This window comes from Phytopseudomonas flavescens (assembly GCF_900100535.1).
GTDB lineage: Bacteria > Pseudomonadota > Gammaproteobacteria > Pseudomonadales > Pseudomonadaceae > Aquipseudomonas > Aquipseudomonas flavescens.
Genome location: NZ_FNDG01000003.1, coordinates 119,089 through 134,503 on the forward strand (window position 1 = coordinate 119,089; position 15,415 = coordinate 134,503).

The 15,415-nt window shown below is 65.7% G+C and carries 16 protein-coding genes; 10 read left to right on the plus strand and 6 right to left on the minus strand.

What is annotated here, in order from left to right; translation table 11 throughout:
* Positions 1-25: 25 nt before the first annotated feature.
* The 6 genes from BLR94_RS04690 to BLR94_RS04715 all read left to right on the plus strand — a co-directional run bounded on the left by BLR94_RS04690 (position 26) and on the right by BLR94_RS04715 (position 6,504).
* A complete protein-coding gene (locus BLR94_RS04690) occupies positions 26-1,381 on the plus strand; it encodes an MFS transporter (protein WP_084303614.1) in 1,356 nt (451 codons plus the stop codon).
* Complete coding sequence (locus tag BLR94_RS04695) at positions 1,378-2,562, plus strand: acyl-CoA dehydrogenase family protein (protein ID WP_084303615.1); 1,185 nt, start codon at positions 1,378-1,380, stop codon at positions 2,560-2,562. The genes BLR94_RS04690 and BLR94_RS04695 overlap by 4 nt, the downstream gene beginning before the upstream one ends.
* 430 nt (positions 2,563-2,992) lie before the next feature.
* Positions 2,993-4,369, plus strand: a complete 1,377-nt coding sequence (locus BLR94_RS04700) for a DUF2868 domain-containing protein (protein WP_084303616.1) — start codon at positions 2,993-2,995, stop codon at positions 4,367-4,369.
* Positions 4,370-4,516: 147 nt separating this feature from the next.
* Positions 4,517-5,902: a GTPase/DUF3482 domain-containing protein gene (locus BLR94_RS04705; protein ID WP_084303617.1), complete on the plus strand. Its 1,386-nt coding sequence runs from the start codon at positions 4,517-4,519 to the stop codon at positions 5,900-5,902.
* On the plus strand, positions 5,899-6,171 hold the full coding sequence (locus tag BLR94_RS04710) for a hypothetical protein (RefSeq protein WP_084303618.1): 273 nt from the start codon (positions 5,899-5,901) through the stop codon (positions 6,169-6,171). The genes BLR94_RS04705 and BLR94_RS04710 overlap by 4 nt, the downstream gene beginning before the upstream one ends.
* Before the next feature lie 15 nt (positions 6,172-6,186).
* Positions 6,187-6,504 carry a cupin domain-containing protein gene (locus BLR94_RS04715; RefSeq protein ID WP_084303619.1) on the plus strand — a complete coding sequence of 106 codons (318 nt, stop codon included), beginning with the start codon at positions 6,187-6,189 and terminating at the stop codon, positions 6,502-6,504.
* A 47-nt stretch (positions 6,505-6,551) separates the two neighbouring features.
* Here the strand turns inward: BLR94_RS04715 and BLR94_RS04720 are convergent, their stop codons facing one another.
* Positions 6,552-7,433 (minus strand): DMT family transporter, encoded by an 882-nt coding sequence (locus BLR94_RS04720; RefSeq protein ID WP_084303620.1) that lies wholly within the window; start codon positions 7,431-7,433, stop codon positions 6,552-6,554.
* A gap of 91 nt (positions 7,434-7,524) precedes the next feature.
* Between BLR94_RS04720 and BLR94_RS04725 the strand changes: the two genes are divergently transcribed.
* Together BLR94_RS04725 and BLR94_RS04730 are read left to right on the plus strand one after the other, a co-directional pair.
* Positions 7,525-8,448, plus strand: a complete 924-nt coding sequence (locus BLR94_RS04725; RefSeq protein WP_084303621.1) for a LysR family transcriptional regulator — start codon at positions 7,525-7,527, stop codon at positions 8,446-8,448.
* Positions 8,445-8,774, plus strand: coding sequence for a hypothetical protein (locus BLR94_RS04730; protein ID WP_244158081.1), 330 nt, complete (start codon positions 8,445-8,447; stop codon positions 8,772-8,774). Before BLR94_RS04725 ends, BLR94_RS04730 begins: the two co-directional genes overlap by 4 nt.
* Before the next feature lie 93 nt (positions 8,775-8,867).
* Here BLR94_RS04730 and BLR94_RS04735 read toward each other — a convergent pair whose 3' ends face one another.
* From BLR94_RS04735 to BLR94_RS04745, 3 genes are read right to left on the minus strand one after another with little or no spacing between them, the layout of a single operon-like run.
* Positions 8,868-9,662 (minus strand): thymidylate synthase, encoded by a 795-nt coding sequence (locus BLR94_RS04735; protein WP_084303623.1) that lies wholly within the window; start codon positions 9,660-9,662, stop codon positions 8,868-8,870.
* Entirely contained in the window at positions 9,659-10,459 is an 801-nt protein-coding gene (gene lgt / locus BLR94_RS04740) for a prolipoprotein diacylglyceryl transferase (RefSeq protein WP_084303624.1), read from the minus strand. Before lgt ends, BLR94_RS04735 begins: the two co-directional genes overlap by 4 nt.
* A gap of 9 nt (positions 10,460-10,468) precedes the next feature.
* Positions 10,469-11,251: a sulfite exporter TauE/SafE family protein gene (locus tag BLR94_RS04745; protein WP_084303860.1), complete on the minus strand. Its 783-nt coding sequence runs from the start codon at positions 11,249-11,251 to the stop codon at positions 10,469-10,471.
* A 120-nt stretch (positions 11,252-11,371) separates the two neighbouring features.
* Here BLR94_RS04745 and BLR94_RS04750 point away from each other — a divergent pair, with 120 nt between their 5' ends.
* Both BLR94_RS04750 and BLR94_RS04755 read left to right on the plus strand, forming a co-directional pair.
* Complete coding sequence (locus BLR94_RS04750; protein WP_139207414.1) at positions 11,372-11,749, plus strand: hypothetical protein; 378 nt, start codon at positions 11,372-11,374, stop codon at positions 11,747-11,749.
* Positions 11,740-12,486 carry an NRDE family protein gene (locus tag BLR94_RS04755; RefSeq protein WP_084303626.1) on the plus strand — a complete coding sequence of 249 codons (747 nt, stop codon included), beginning with the start codon at positions 11,740-11,742 and terminating at the stop codon, positions 12,484-12,486. The genes BLR94_RS04750 and BLR94_RS04755 overlap by 10 nt, the downstream gene beginning before the upstream one ends.
* A 99-nt stretch (positions 12,487-12,585) precedes the next feature.
* Here the strand turns inward: BLR94_RS04755 and ptsP are convergent, their stop codons facing one another.
* Positions 12,586-14,865 (minus strand): phosphoenolpyruvate--protein phosphotransferase, encoded by a 2,280-nt coding sequence (gene ptsP, locus BLR94_RS04760; protein WP_084303627.1) that lies wholly within the window; start codon positions 14,863-14,865, stop codon positions 12,586-12,588.
* A gap of 12 nt (positions 14,866-14,877) precedes the next feature.
* Positions 14,878-15,357 carry an RNA pyrophosphohydrolase gene (locus BLR94_RS04765; protein WP_042553561.1) on the minus strand — a complete coding sequence of 160 codons (480 nt, stop codon included), beginning with the start codon at positions 15,355-15,357 and terminating at the stop codon, positions 14,878-14,880.
* Between the last annotated feature and the right edge of the window lie 58 nt (positions 15,358-15,415).

The window sequence follows — 15,415 nt, forward strand, 5'->3', positions numbered from 1 at the left end:
CCCCGTTTCCCGTGGAGCGTCGCCCATGACCGCAACCACCACCGCCCCAAGCCCGTCGACCGCCGTGGCGCCTTCCCTGGCTCCTGCGCTGTACCGCAAGCTGGCCTGGCGCATCATGCCCTTCCTGGCCCTGTGCTTCGTGCTCAACTGGCTGGACCGGGTCAACATCAGCTTCGCCCACCTGCAGTTCAAGACCGACCTGAACATCAGCGACGCCACGTTCGGCATCATCGTCGGCGTGTTCTCCATCGGCTACCTGCTGTTCGAGATCCCCAGCAACCTGCTGCTGGAAAAGATCGGCGCGAAGAAGACCATGACCCGCATCATGATCCTCTGGGGCCTGGTCACCATCGCCACCGCCTTCGCCCAGACGCCGACCCAGTTCTACATCCTGCGGATCCTGCTCGGCGCCGCCGAGGCAGGGTTCTTTCCCGGCGTCATCCTCTACCTGACCTACTGGTTCCCGGCCAGCCATCGGGCGCGTATCACCTCGCGGTTCATCATGGCCATCGCCGTGTGCGGCATCGTCGGCGGGCCGCTGTCGACCTGGATCATGGGCCATTTCGATGGCAGCGGCGGCTACAGCGGCTGGCAGTGGCTGTTCGTGCTGACCGGCATTCCGCCGGTGCTGGCTGGCTGCTTCGCCTGGTACTGGCTGGATGACAAACCAGCCAGCGCCCACTGGTTGAACGCCGACGAGAAACAGCACATCCAGCGGGCCCTGGCCGCCGAACGCAACAACCGCCAACCGGGCGGTCACCTGAACTTTCTTGGCGCCCTGCGTGACCGCAAGGTGTGGTGCATCATCCTCGCCTACTGCCTGACCATCATGTGCACCGGCAACGTGGTCAACATCTGGGCGCCGTCGATCATCCGCGACTCGGGCGTCAGCAACCTGGGCAACCTCGGCCTGCTCTCGGCGCTGCCGTACGTCGTCGGCGTGGGCATGATGTTCCTCGCCTGCCGTCACTCCGACCTGCGCAAGGAGCGTCGCTGGCACTTCGCCCTCGGCGGCCTGAGCGCGGCCCTGGCGATGCTCGCCCTGCCCTCGCTGCAGTCCAGCCCGGTGACGGCGATCCTCACCCTGATCGTGATGACCAGCGGATACCTGGTGGCCACGGCAATCTTCTGGACCATTCCCACCTACTACCTGTCCGACGCCGCCAAGGCCGCCGGCCTGGCCCTGGTCAACTGCTGCGGGCAGATCAGCAGCCTGCTCACACCGATCATGATCGGCGCGATCAAGACGTCCACCGGCAACATCGGCCCGGCCCTGTACATCGTCGCCATCCTGGTGGCCATCGGCACCCTGACGCTTCTGCTCGGCGTACCCCGCCAGGCGCTACACGACTCACTCGCCCCCCGACGGAATAGCCCATGACCGATTATTTGCACCTGGCCCGCGAACTGGCCCCCCGTATCCAGTCCGGCGCGGCCGAGCGCGATGCCCAGCGCCTGCTGCCCATCGAGCAGATGGACTGGATTCGCCAGGCGTGCCTCGGCGCGGCACGCGTCCCGATGGCTTTCGGTGGCGGCGATGTCAGCCAGCGCGAGGTCGCGCAGATCTTCATCGTCCTCGGCAAGGCCGACCCATGCGTGGCCCAGGCACTGTTCCCGCATTTCGCCACGGTCGAGCACCTGCGTCTGATCGCCAGCGGTGAGCAGCAATCACGCTACCTCACAGGTTTCGCCACCGGCCGCCTGTCCTCGGGCGCCATAGCCGAACGCGGTGGCACGTTCCGTGGCGAGATTCACACCCGCCTTTGCCGCGACGCCGAAGGGCTGCGTCTGGACGGCGAGAAGTTCTACAGCACCGGCTGCCTGTTCGCCGACCTGCTGAAGATCCAGGCCATCGACGAAGCTGACGAAGCGGTCTACGTGATGCTGCCGCGCAACACGCCCGGCCTCACCCTGCTCGACGACTGGGACGGCATGGGCCAGCGCACCACTGCCAGCGGTACCACGCGCCTGGAGAATGTGCGGGTCAGCCCGCAACAGGTCATCCCGCTCGCGCAGTGGTACCGTCAGCGCAACTACGTCGGCGCCAGCGCCCAGCTGATCCACTGCTCGATCGACGTCGGCATCGGCCTGGCGGCTCTCGACGACGCCATCCTCTGGGCCCGCGACGGCTCCCGTCCGGTTCGTGAAAGCGGCGTGGATCGCGCCCGTGACGACCCCTACATCCTGCATACCATCGGCGAGCTGTCGGCACGCATCCACGGCGCCGAAGCCCTGGTGGAAAAAGCCGCGGACGTGGTCGATCGAGCGGCACGTGCACAGCTCGGCGGAACGCTACGGGGTGAGGCACTAGAGAGCCTGCTGGTCGCATCCTCGATCGCCGTGGCCGAAGCCAAGATCGCCTCGACCCGCGCCGCACTGTTCGTCTGCGAGCGCCTGTACGACGTCGGTGGTGCCGCCACCACGCAGAGCCGGCACAACTTCGACCGCCACTGGCGCAACGCCCGTACCCACACGACCCACGATGCGCTGGCCTACAAGTTCAAGGCGGTTGGCGACTTTCGGGTCAACGGTCATCCACCGCCCATCGCTTTCACCTACTGAGCCATCGATGCCAAGCCCTGTTCCGAAATTCGCCATCGCCGTTCTAGCGGGCATCGGCTCGGGCCTTGCCCAGGCCAGCGAACTGTCCAGCTGGACCGACCTGATCAGCGTATCGACAAGGTGATGCCGGTGGTGATCGCCCTGCGGCGTGAGCCTCCACCGGTACCCGGAGCTGGGCAATCGCGAGTTCAAGACCAGCGAACGCATTGCCAGGCGCTTGCCGTACTCGTGCGCATGGGCGTGACGCCCCCCGTTTCGAGGTCGATGACGCAGCCCTGGCCATCGGCATTGAAGCCTTGCCCCCCATGCTGCTCAGCGAAATGAGCACCGCCCTGGCAGGGCCCAGGTAATTGATGCAGCCAGGAGTTTTTGCCAACTCCTCCTTAACGGTTATGCTCCTGACCTGGGTTCTCAACTGCCGGGAGATCGCGTGGCCTTACCCAAGCTGCAACGCCTATGGCTCTGCGAGGCCGTACGCCTGCGAGAAGAACATGCCGGGCTGCTCGAGGACAGCGAAGCCAATCGCCGTGCCCAGGTGGCTGGCGGTGACCTGGCCACCCGCATCGAAAACCGTGCCCTGCTGCTCGCCGAACGGGATGGCCAGCAGCAGGCGCAGCGCCATTGGCTGCAGGGTGCACGCCTCGCCCTGCTGTTGCTCGGCCTGCTGGCCCTGGCCAGCGGCGCGGGCCTGGCGGTAGCCGCACTGGGCGACGGACAAACGCCGGTCAACGTGTTCTGGGCCCTGGGTAGCCTGCTCGGCCTGCACCTGCTGATGTTGCTTGGCTGGCTGCTCGGCCTGCTGTTTGGCGGCGGCCATGGCGCGGTGCTCGGGCGCCTCTGGCTGTGGCTCAGCGAAAAGCTGGCCCGCGATGCCAGCGCGCTGCACACCGGCCCTGCCCTGGTCCTGCTGCTGCGACGCCAGCGCCTCAATCGCTGGTTGGTCGGCATGGCCGTGCACGGGCTCTGGCTGGTGGCGCTGGCCACCGCCCTGCTGATGCTGCTGGCGCTGCTGTCCACCCGCCGTTATGGTTTCGTCTGGGAGACCACCCTGCTGGGCGGCGATACCTTCGTCGCCCTGACCCAGGCCCTCGGCGCCCTGCCCGGCCTGCTGGGCTTTCCGGTGCCCGATGCCGGCACCGTGCGCGCCAGTGGCGACAGCCCGCTGCCGCTGGAATCGGCCCGGCATGCCTGGGCCGGCTGGCTGATCGGCGTGGTCGTGCTCTACGGCCTGCTGCCACGCCTGCTGCTGGGGCTGCTGTGCCTGTGGCGCTGGCGTAGCGGCGTGGCACGGCTGCAGCTGGACGTCGACCTGCCCGGTTACGGCCTGCTGCGCGAGCGCCTGCAACCCAACAGCGAACGCCTGGGCGTGTGCGATGCGGAGCCGGCGCAGCTTTATCAGGTGCAGTCCGGCACCGGCGTCGACGCCAGCCAGGGTGCGCTGCTGGTGGCCATCGAGCTGGATGACCGGCGCCCCTGGCCACCGCAGTTGCCCAAGTCGGTGGCCGACGCCGGGATCATCGACAGCCGCGAGCAGCGCCGCCAGTTGCTCGACCAGCTCACCCGCTTTCCGCCCGCTCGCCTGACCATCGCCTGCGATCCGCGGCGCTCGCCGGACCGCGGCAGCCTGGCGCTGCTCACGGAGCTGGCGCGCTGCGCCGGCACCACGCGCATCTGGCTGCTGCAACCGCCACCGGGCGAAACCCTCGACAGCGAGCGCCTCGGCGACTGGCACAAGGCACTCGATCAACTGCAACTGGCCCACCAAGCCACCTCGCCCCTGACCTGGCTGGAGACCGGCCATGATTGAAGAGAGCCGCTTGGTGGATGGCGCTTTTTTCATCCACCGTGCAACTGTAAAGCCTGGTGGATGGGTGATGCGTCATCCACCCTACGATGACCACAAGCATGGCGTAGAAACCGCGCCTCTGTGGCGAGCCTTGGGAGGCCACAGACCATGAGCCAGGCGCTGAAGCTCGCCGTGGTCGGCCATACCAACGTCGGCAAGACCTCGCTGCTGCGTACCCTGACCCGCGATATCGGTTTCGGCGAGGTGTCGCATCGCCCCAGTACCACCCGCCACGTCGAGGGCGCACGCCTGTCGGTGGACGGCGAAGCACTGCTGGAGCTGTACGACACCCCCGGCCTGGAAGATGCCATCGCCCTGCTCGACTACCTCGACAGGCTGGATCGTCCCGGCGAGCGTCTCGACGGCCCGGCCCGCCTGGCGCGTTTCATGGAAGGCAGCGAGGCGCGCCAGCGTTTCGAACAGGAAGCCAAGGTGCTGCGCCAGCTACAGGCATCGGACGCCGGTCTTTACGTGATCGATGCCCGCGAGCCGGTACTGGCCAAGTACCGGGACGAGCTGAACGTGCTGGCCATGTGCGGCCGGCCGCTGTTGCCGGTACTGAATTTCGTGGCCAGCGCCAACCATCGCGAAGACGACTGGCGCGAAGCGCTGGCACGCCTTGGGCTGCATGCCCTGGTGCGTTTCGACAGCGTGGCGCCGCCGCTCGATGGCGAGCGCAGGCTGTACGAAAGCCTGGCGCTGATGCACGAGAAGTCGCGCCCGCAGCTGCAACGCCTGATCGACGATCACGAGGCCCAGCGCGTGGCCCGTCACCGCAGCGCCAAGCGCCTGATCGCCGAACTGCTGGTCGACTGCGCCGCCTGCCGGCGCAGCGTGGCGGGCGATGCCGAACGGGAAAAGACCGCCATCGGCGAACTGCGCAAAGAGGTGCGCCAGCGCGAACAGCGCTGCGTGGAAGCCTTGTTGCGCCTGTACGCCTTCCGCCGCGAGGATGCTCGCGCCGACGAGCTGCCCTTGCTCGACGGCCGCTGGGGCGACGATCTGTTCAACCCGGAAACCATCAAACAGTTGGGCATTCGCCTGGGCGGCGGCGCAGCGGCAGGTGCCGCAGCCGGTGCCGGCGTGGACCTGCTGGTCGGCGGCCTGACCCTGGGCACTGCGGCCCTGGCCGGCGCATTGCTCGGCGGTGGCGCCCAGACCCTGCGCAACTACGGCTCACGCTTAAAGGGCAAGCTCCAGGGCCAGCGTGAGCTGACCGTCGACGATGCCGTGCTGCGCCTGCTCGCACTGCGCCAGCAACACCTGCTGCAGGCCCTCGATCAGCGTGGCCATGCAGCGGTGGAAGCGGTGCGCCTCGACGCCCTGCAGGACAGCCAGTGGCGCGAGGGCAAGCTGCCGGGGGCGCTGCGTATAGCCCGGGCACGACCGGAGTGGTCGTCCCTGAACCCCGGTGCCCGCCTCGATCAGGTCGAGCGCCTGGAACAGGCCGAGCGCCTGGCCAAGGAAATCGGCTCGGCGCCGAGCGCGTCATGACGCTCTGCGAGGAGCTGGCCGCCGTGCTGGCCCGCGAATTGAGCAGCGGCAACCGCCTCGGGCAAGCGCCGCATCGCGCCGGCTGGCCACAGCCCGATTCTCTGTTCGCCGCCCTGCACGACGACTTCAAGAGCGACCTCAAGCATCTGCCGGCCTGCCTGCAGCATGGTCATTGCAACGATCCCCATTACGGCTGGTACGAAGAACTCTACTGCCGTGATCACCACCACCTGTTGGTCGCCGGCGTGCCCAAACCCGGCCGCCGCTAAACACGAGCTTCGCCGATGCCCATTGCCAACCTGTTCACCGACAGCGAGCCGCCCGCTCAGGGCGAACGCTTCGAAACACTGCTGAGCCAGCGCAATCTGGTGATCGAGCGCATCATCAGCTCTACCCGCATCGAGTCGGTGGACTACGTGCAGGAACAGGACGAGTGGGTGCTACTGGCACGCGGCACGGCCAGCATGACCGTCGCGGGAAAGGCGCTGGAGCTGGCAGCCGGCGACCATCTGTTCCTGGCGGCCGGTACGCCCCACCGCGTGGAGCGCACCGCCGATGGCGCGCTCTGGGTGGCGGTGCACCTGCATCCGTCCAGCCCGTAGCCTGAGCGCAGCGATACCCAGGGCTCCCAGGCTACATCGGCCACGCGCTAACGCCTGAGCAGGCTCGTCCACAAGGTCGCCGCGACGATCAACAACCCACCGACCCAGGCCTGCACGCTCAGTTCTTCACTGAGCCACAGCACGGCGAACAGCGCCCCGAACAGCGGCTCGCTGCCCATCAACAGGGACACCCGTGTCGGGCTGCTGCGGCGCAGTGCGTAGTTCTGCACGAAGAACGCGAACAGCGTGGCGAACAGCACCAGATACAAGGTACCGATCCAGAACGCTGGCGCCACCGGCAAGGCGGGCAACCCGCCTGGCAGGACGATCACCCCCAGAAGCAGGCAGCCGAAGCCGATCACCCCGGTCTGCACCGCCGTCAACGCCAGCGCCGGCACCTGGGTATGGGCGGTGAGCCTGCCGGTCAGGCAGACCAGCACGGCGCGCAGCAGCGCCGCCATCAACATCAGGCCATCCCCCAGGTTGAATTGCAGGTCGACGCCGCCGCTGAGCAGCCAGGTGCCGAGCAGCGACAGTGCAACCGCCGGCAGCAGGCGCGCATCAGGCCTGCGGTCGAACATCAGCCATTCGACGAACGGGGTGATGACCACGCACAGGCTGATCAGGAACGCCGCGTTACTGGCCGAGGTATGCAGCACGCCATAGGTTTCGCACAGGAAGATGGCCAGCATCACACCACCCAGTGGAATGCCCGGCGCCCAGGCCTGGCGCCCCTCGCCGCGCAACTGCGGCAGCAGGATCAGAAAGGTCAGGCCGAAGCGCACGGCGAGAAAGCCGAGCACGGGATAGAACACCAGCGTCTGCTTGGCCACGCCGTAACTGGTACCCCAGACCAGCGCGACCAGCAGTAGCGCCAGATCGCTGGCCTGCAGCAGGCGGGAAGGGGAACGGCTGATCAGCGTGGACATGGTGGAGGTTCCTGGAAATCGGCGAGGAACGCATTGTCCATTGCGTCCTACAGCGTGATAATCCACCAACCATAAACAAGACTTGTTCCCCATGCGCACGAATCTCACGCCGCAGCTACTTCCTTATCTGGCCATCTTCGTGCGCGTGGTCGAGGCCGGCAGCTTCTCCGCCGCGGCCCGCCAGCAGGGCAGCACGGCGTCGGCGGTGAGCCGGCAGATCGCCCATCTCGAGCACACCCTCGGTGTACGCCTGCTGGAACGCACCACCCGCCGCCTGCGCCTGAGCGAGGCCGGCAGCGAAGTGTTCGAGCGCTGCAAGGCCATGCTCGACGCCGCCCAGGCAGCCCTGGATGTGGGCGAGCGGCTGATGAGCCAACCCCGCGGCCGGGTGCGCCTGAGCGTGCCCAAGGCCTTTGGCCGCTTTCTGGTCATGCCGCTGATCAACGATTTCCTGCAGCGCTACCCGGAGGTGGATATCAGCCTCAACCTCAGCGACCGCAGCCCGGATCTGATCGCAGAGCAGTTCGACCTGCTGGTGAGCATCACCGATCAGCCGCCGCCCACCCTGGCTGGTCGGCCGCTGTGCAATGTCCAACAATTGCTGTGTGCGAGCCCCACCTACCTGCAGCGCCACGGCATGCCCCAGCACCCCAGCGAGCTGGTTCGCCACGCCTGCCTGTATCTGGACGAAACCGCAGACGATCACCGCTGGCATTTCAGCAATGGGCCGGAACAATGCGTGGTGGCGGTGAGCGGCCGCTTCGCCAGCAACCACAGCGAGGTGCGCCTGAACGCCGCGCTCGACCACCTGGGCATCACCTGCCTGCCACATTTTACCGCCGCGGCGTCACTGGCCAGCGGCGCGCTGCTGCGCGTGCTGTCGCAGTGGCGCTACACCGGCTCTTATCAGGGTACCGCGTGGATCCTCTACCACCCGACCCGCCACCTGCCGCCCAAACTGCGGGTGCTGATCGACCACCTCGCGGAGGGGCTGGGCAAGGGGCCATCGACATGACGGGGTTGATGGGGCGGTTTCGCCAGTGGCTGGAACAGCGGCGGCTCGAACGTCAGCCGGTGTGCACGGTCGATCACGTCACCCTGGAAGATATCGAAACCGAGATCGGCAACCGGATTCTGCAAAGCCTCAAGGCCGAGGGTTGGCAGCAGATCGCCCAGTACAGCCCAATGGCGTTCGACAAGGGCATCGATTACGACAGCTACACACTGCGACACGGCCTGGATGAGCTGAGGCTGGAGTGGGACAACTGGTTCGAGTGGAAACTCAGCGGCCCGAGTGCGCTCGTCGAAGAGATCGCCGAGCGTTTTTCGTTACCCAAGTGAGCGATTGCATTCCCGGGTTACGCCTTCGGCTAACCCAGGCTAAGGCGGTGCTTGACGTAGCCTGCGGTTGAGCGCAGAGATACCCAGCGGCTGTCAGACCGCCACCGGCGCCTTGATGTGCGGATGCGCCTGGTAGCCGACCAGCTCGAAATCTTCGAAGCGGAAGGCGAACAGGTCCTTCACCTCGGGGTTGAGCTGCATGGTCGGCAGCGGCAGCGGCTCGCGGGTCAGTTGCAGGTCGGCCTGTTCCAGGTGATTGGCGTACAGGTGGCAGTCGCCGCCGGTCCAGATGAACTCGCCCGGCTGCAGCCCGGTCACCTGGGCCACCATCAGGGTCAGCAGCGCATAGCTGGCGATGTTGAAGGGCACGCCCAGGAAGATGTCCGCCGAACGCTGGTACAGCTGGCAGCTGAGCCTGCCATCGGCGACGTAGAACTGGAACAGCGCGTGGCACGGCGGCAGGGCCATCTGCTCGACCAGCGCCGGGTTCCAGGCGGAGACCATCAGGCGGCGCGAGTCCGGGTTCTTCCTGATCATCTCGATCAGCTTGGCGATCTGGTCGACCGACCCGCCGTTGGGCGCCGGCCAGTTGCGCCACTGGTAGCCGTACACCGGCCCCAGGTCGCCGTTCTCGTCGGCCCACTCGTCCCAGATACGTACGCCGTTGTCCTTCAGGTACTTGATGTTGGTATCGCCCTGCAGGAACCACAGCAGCTCGTGAATGATGGACTTGAGGTGGCATTTCTTGGTGGTCACCAGAGGAAAGCCTTCGGCCAGGTCGAAACGCATCTGGTGGGCGAACACGCTGTAGGTGCCGGTGCCGGTGCGGTCTTGCTTGAAGGTGCCGTTCTCGCGCACGTGGCGCATCAGGTCGAGGTACTGTTTCATCGTGCGACCTCCTGGGCAGCCTGACGTTTGTAGGCATAGGCCATCACGCCCAGGCCGGCGAGGATCATCGGGATGCACAGCACCTGGCCCATGGTCAGCCAGCCCCATGCCAGGTAACCGAGCTGGGCGTCCGGTACGCGGACGAGTTCGACGATGAAGCGGAAGATGCCGTAGCACACCGCGAACAGACCGGAGACCGCCATGGTCGGCCGCGGTTTGCGCGAATAGAACCAGAGGATCACGAACAGCGCCACGCCCTCCAGCGCGAACTGGTACAGCTGCGACGGATGACGCGGCTCGGGCCCGCCAGTGGGGAAGACCATGGCCCAGGGCACGTCGGTGACCTTGCCCCACAGCTCGGCGTTGATGAAGTTGCCGATACGCCCGGCGCCCAGGCCGATCGGCACCAGCGGCGCGATGAAGTCCATCAGTTCGAAGAAGCGCTTGCCGTTGCGCCTGGCGAACCACAGGGTGGCCAGCATCACGCCGATCAAGCCGCCGTGGAACGACATGCCGCCCTTCCACACCTCCAGGATCAGCAGCGGGTTGGCGATGTAGGCCGGCAGATCGTAGAACAGCACGTAGCCAAGGCGACCACCGAGAATCACGCCCATCGCCACCCAGAACACCAGGTCGGAGAGTTTCTCCTTGCTCCAGGTCGGGTCGAAGGCGTTCAGGCGCCGCGAGGCGAGGAACCAGGCACCGCCGATGCCGACCAGGTACATCAGGCCGTACCAGTGGATCTGCAGAAAGCCCAGGTCGAGAGCGACCGGATCAATATTCGGGTAGGGCAGCATCACGATTCCTCACAACAGAAAATTCAGGCCGACGATGAACAGCAGCAAGGCGAACAGGCGCTTGAGCACCCGCGGCGACAAACGATGGGCCAGACGTGCACCGGTGCGCGCGAAGAATACGCTGGTCAGGGCGATGCCCAGCAGCGCCGGCAGATACACATAGCCCAGGCTCCAGTCAGGCAGACGCGCGTCGCCCCAACCCAGCCACAGGTAACTCAGGGCACCGGCAGCCGCGATGGGCCAGCCGCATGCCGAGGACGTCGCCACCGCCTGCTGCACGGAGACGCCGCGCCAGGTCAGGAATGGTACGGTCAGCGATCCACCACCGATGCCGATGATCGCCGAGGCCCAGCCGATCACCCCGCCGGCGACGCCCAGGCCGGCCTTGCCGGGCACGTCACGGCTGGCCTTGGGCTTGAGATCCAGCGCCAGTTGCAGAGCCACGCACAAGGCGAATACGCCGATGATCTTCTGCAAGACCTGACCGTCGATGGAGTCGGCGGTCAGCGCGCCGAGCGCAGAGCCCAAGACGATACCGACGGTCAACCAGACGAACAGCCCCCAGCGCACCGCGCCACGGCTGTGGTGCTCACGCACGGCATTGATCGAGGTGAACAGGATGGTGGCCAGCGAGGTGCCTACTGCCATATGGGTCAGCACGGATGCATCGAAGCCCTGGGCGGTGAAGGTGAAGATCAGCACGGGCACGATGACCATGCCGCCACCGACACCGAACAGCCCGGCCAGCAGGCCCGCCGCGGCACCGAGCAGTATGTACAGTAAGAAGATCATGGCGTGCCCTGCGAAGCGATGCGGCATGGTAACGGAAGCGGGTCACGCACTCTACTTCAGGCGATGGAAGCTACCACGCGTGGCGCGTACAGTGAGCCTTTCAATGGACGAGAAGCGGCCGTGTTCAACACCCTTTATCTGCGTATTGCCTGTAATCACCTGCGGATCACGCATCTGGAAAGCGGCAACGAACGGGAGCTGCATGCCGATCCTCCGTTCAGCAGCGTACGTTTGCTGGTTGCCGAATTCAGCATCGCTGATCGACTGATCAGTGAGGCGGCTCAGTCAGTGATCCGTAAGCGCTTCATGCGCCTGAGCCTGCCGCCGCGCATGGTTATTCATCCCCTTGAGCGGTTGGAAGGTGGCCTTTCTCAGGTAGAAGAGCGCCTACTGCTCGAACTGGGCAAAGGCTGTGGCGCAAAAAAGGTCGTGGTGCATATCGGCGAAGTACTTGACGCGGCAGGTGTGCGCGCCAAGCTGGAGCGCCCATGTGCCTGATCGTTCTCGCCTGGCGCCCCGGTCACAGCCTGCCCCTGCTGGTCGCCGCCAACCGCGATGAGTTCTACGTCCGCCCTACCGCAGCCCTGGCCGAGTGGCCGCAGATGCCGGAATTGATAGCCGGGCGCGACCTGCAGGCAGGCGGCACCTGGCTGGGTATCGGCCCTGGCGGGCGTTTCGCGGCCCTCACCAACATTCGTGACCCGCATGCGCCCCAGGGCTCACGCTCCCGGGGCGAGCTGCCGCTGCGTTTTCTGCGCGAAGACCTCGGGCCAGGGGCCTTCCTGGACCGGCTGCGCAGCGACGCGAATCAATACAGTGGCTTCAATCTGCTGGTCGGCGATCGCCAGGAACTCTGGCACTTCAACTCCCAGAGCAAGCAGGCTCGAGCCTTGCAGGCGGGTATCCACGGAGTGTCCAACGCGGATATGGACACGCCCTGGCCTAAGCTGCAGCGCGCCAAGGCGGCGCTTGCCAGAGCGCTGGAGACGGCCGATGAGGAATCGCTGTTCGCCCTGCTGGCCGATGGCGTGAAGCCTGCAGACGCGGCACTGCCGGACACGGGCGTTGGCCGCGACACCGAGCGCTTGTTGTCTAGCGCATTTATCGCCAGCCCGAGTTACGGTACCCGCGCCAGCACCCTGCTGTTCACCCATGCAGATGGATCCCGGCGTATGGTCGAACGCCGCTTCGGGGCTGAAGGTGCACCTATTGGCGAGGTGAGATTCGAGGAGTGATGCCTCGGCTCGAAAATGGGCTCATGGAAGCGTCATCCACCCTGCGCCATGACCCCCCATCGAATGGCCGATACCCCACGGGGCTGCCACTCGCTATATCTACGCCTGAATATCCGACGCCGGGTTGATCATCCGGCCCAGGCCGAGGTTGCGCAGGGCCAGTTGCAGGGTGCTGTGGATAACCTGCGGGTTGTCGATGCGCATCACCTGACCGAGCAGATCCCTGGCCTTGGCCATGCTGATCTGGCGCAGCAGCCATTTCACCTTGGGCAGGTTGGTAGCGTTCATCGACAGGCTGTCGAAGCCCATGGCCATCAGCAATACGGCAGCGGTCGGGTCACCGGCCATTTCGCCGCAGATGCTCACCGGCTTGCCTTCGGCATGGGAGTCTTCGACCACCTTGGTCAACGCCTGCAGCACCGCCGGGTGCAGGAAGTCGTAGAGATCGGCGACACGCGGGTTGTTGCGGTCCACCGCCAGCAGGTATTGGGTCAGGTCATTGGAGCCGACCGACAGGAAATCCACCTGGCGGGCCAGGTCGCGGGTCTGGTAGACAGCAGCGGGAATCTCGATCATCACGCCGATCGGTGGCAGCGGCACATCGGTGCCTTCGTCACGCACCTCACCCCAGGCGCGGTGAATCAGGTGCAGCGATTCTTCCAGTTCCTGGATGCCGGAAATCATCGGCAGCAGGATGCGCAGGTTGTCCAGGCCCTCGCTGGCCTTGAGCATGGCGCGCACCTGCACCAGGAAGATTTCCGGGTGGTCGAGGGTCACGCGGATACCGCGCCAGCCGAGGAAGGGGTTGTCTTCCTTGATCGGGAAATAGCTCAGTGCCTTGTCACCGCCGACGTCCAGGGTGCGCATGGTCACGGGCAGCGGATGGAAGGCGGCCAGTTGCTCGCGGTAGATCGCCAGCTGTTCCTTCTCGCTGGGAAAGCGATCCTTGATCATGAACGGCACTTCGGTGCGGTACAGGCCGACGCCCTCGGCACCACGCTCCTGAGCGCGCACCACGTCGGCGAGCAGCCCCGTATTGACCCACAGCGGCATGTGATGGCCGTCCAGGGTCTCGCAGGGCAACGCACGCAGGGCGTCGAGGCCCTTGGCCAGCTGGCGATCTTCCTCGACCACATCGGCATACTGCTTGCGCAGGATTTCGCTGGGGTTGGTGAAGACCTCGCCATGGTAGCCGTCGACGATCAGCTGAATGCCGTCGATCTTCGAATACGGCAGCTCGACCGCGCCCATCACCGTCGGGATACCCATGGCCCGGGCGAAGATCGCCACATGGGAGTTGCCCGAGCCCTGCACCGACACCAGGCCGACCAGCTTGCCCTCCGGCACTTCGCCAAGCATGGCGGGCGACAGCTCCTCGGCGACCAGGATGCAGTTGTCCGGGTAGACCAGGGCCTGCTGCCGCGCCTGTTGCAGGTAGGCAAGCAGGCGGCGGCCCAGGTCCCGCACGTCCGATGCACGCTCACGCAGGTAGTCGTCGTCCATCAGCTCGAAGCGATTGATGTGCTCGCTGATCACATGACGCAGCGCGCCCTGGGCCCACTGGCCGGTCTTGATGACCTGCACCACTTCGTTACCGAGCGCGGCGTCTTCGAGCATCATCAGGTAGACGTCGAACAGCGCACGCTCTTCCGGCCGTAACTGCGTGGCCATGCGCTCCGAGAGGGCGCGCATGTCGCCCCGCACGCCCTCCAGCGCATCGTTGAACAGCTTCAGCTCGGCCTCGATATCGCTGACCACCCGGTCGGGCACCACGTCCAGGTCGGCCGGGGGCAATACCACCACGGCGGTACCGACAGCGGCGCCGGGCGAGCCCGGTACACCGACGAACTTGGCTTCCTGAATGCCCTTGCCCTGTTTGCCCAGCCCGCGGATCGAGCCGGTGGCCTCGGCATGGGCGATAACCCCGGCCAGCTGCGCGCTCATGGTCACCAGGAAGGCTTCCTCGCCCTCGTCGAACTGGCGCCGCTCCTTCTGCTGCACCACCAGCACGCCCATCACCCGGCGGTGGTGGATGATCGGCGAGCCGAGGAAGGAGGCATAGCGCTTCTCACCGGTTTCGGCGAAGTAGCGATAGCGGGGATGTTCGGAGGCGTTCTCGAGGTTCAGCGGCTCTTCGCGGGTGCCCACCAGGCCAACCAGACCTTCGCTGGGCGCCATGCTGACCTTGCCGATGGAGCGCTTGTTGAGGCCATCGGTGGCCATCAGCACGAAGCGGTTGCTCTCCGGGTCGAGCAGGTAGACCGAGCACACCTGAGTGCCCATGGTTTCCTTGACGCGCTGCACGATGATGCCCAGCGCCGCTTTGAGATCCTTGGCGGCGTTGACTTCCTGGACGATCTTGCGCAGCGTGTTGAGCATGCCTGACCCTGCCTAGTCCCGAGCCAGCAGGCGCGGTGCGAGTTCCTTGAGCGCGCGACGGTACACTTCGCGCTTGAATGTAACCACCTGCCCCAATGGGTACCAGTAACTGACCCAGCGCCAGCCATCGAACTCCGGCTTGCCGGTCAGATCCATGCGCACCCGCTGCTCATCGGCGGTCAGGCGCAACAGGAACCACTTCTGCTTCTGGCCGATGCACAGTGGTTGGCTGTGAGTACGCACCAGACGCTGCGGCAGACGATACCTCAACCAGCCCCGGGTGCAGGCGAGAATTTTCACATCCTGCTGTTCGAGCCCCACTTCTTCGTTCAATTCACGGTACAACGCCTCTTCCGGCGATTCGCGATCGTTGATGCCACCTTGCGGGAACTGCCAGGCATCCTGGTTAATTCGACGCGCCCAGAGTACCTGGCCGACATCATTGGTGAGAATGATGCCGACGTTGGGGCGAAAGCCATCAGGATCGATCACGGCGCACAACCTCGTAAACGCATGTTCCGGCATTGTTCCACAAAGCCCGGGACAGCGG

What these genes read in the sequence shown, in the direction of transcription:
- BLR94_RS04730 (WP_244158081.1), top strand. Translation starts at nt 8,445, where the DNA reads ATGACGGGGTTGATGGGGCGGTTTCGCCAGTGGCTGGAACAGCGGCGG.
- BLR94_RS04690 (WP_084303614.1), top strand. Translation starts at nt 26, where the DNA reads ATGACCGCAACCACCACCGCCCCAAGCCCGTCGACCGCCGTGGCGCCT.
- BLR94_RS04705 (WP_084303617.1), top strand. Translation starts at nt 4,517, where the DNA reads ATGAGCCAGGCGCTGAAGCTCGCCGTGGTCGGCCATACCAACGTCGGC.
- BLR94_RS04720 (WP_084303620.1), bottom strand. Translation starts at nt 7,433, where the DNA reads ATGTCCACGCTGATCAGCCGTTCCCCTTCCCGCCTGCTGCAGGCCAGC.
- ptsP (WP_084303627.1), bottom strand. Translation starts at nt 14,865, where the DNA reads ATGCTCAACACGCTGCGCAAGATCGTCCAGGAAGTCAACGCCGCCAAG.
- BLR94_RS04710 (WP_084303618.1), top strand. Translation starts at nt 5,899, where the DNA reads ATGACGCTCTGCGAGGAGCTGGCCGCCGTGCTGGCCCGCGAATTGAGC.
- BLR94_RS04745 (WP_084303860.1), bottom strand. Translation starts at nt 11,251, where the DNA reads ATGATCTTCTTACTGTACATACTGCTCGGTGCCGCGGCGGGCCTGCTG.
- BLR94_RS04725 (WP_084303621.1), top strand. Translation starts at nt 7,525, where the DNA reads ATGCGCACGAATCTCACGCCGCAGCTACTTCCTTATCTGGCCATCTTC.
- BLR94_RS04695 (WP_084303615.1), top strand. Translation starts at nt 1,378, where the DNA reads ATGACCGATTATTTGCACCTGGCCCGCGAACTGGCCCCCCGTATCCAG.
- BLR94_RS04735 (WP_084303623.1), bottom strand. Translation starts at nt 9,662, where the DNA reads ATGAAACAGTACCTCGACCTGATGCGCCACGTGCGCGAGAACGGCACC.
- lgt (WP_084303624.1), bottom strand. Translation starts at nt 10,459, where the DNA reads ATGCTGCCCTACCCGAATATTGATCCGGTCGCTCTCGACCTGGGCTTT.
- BLR94_RS04715 (WP_084303619.1), top strand. Translation starts at nt 6,187, where the DNA reads ATGCCCATTGCCAACCTGTTCACCGACAGCGAGCCGCCCGCTCAGGGC.
- BLR94_RS04755 (WP_084303626.1), top strand. Translation starts at nt 11,740, where the DNA reads ATGTGCCTGATCGTTCTCGCCTGGCGCCCCGGTCACAGCCTGCCCCTG.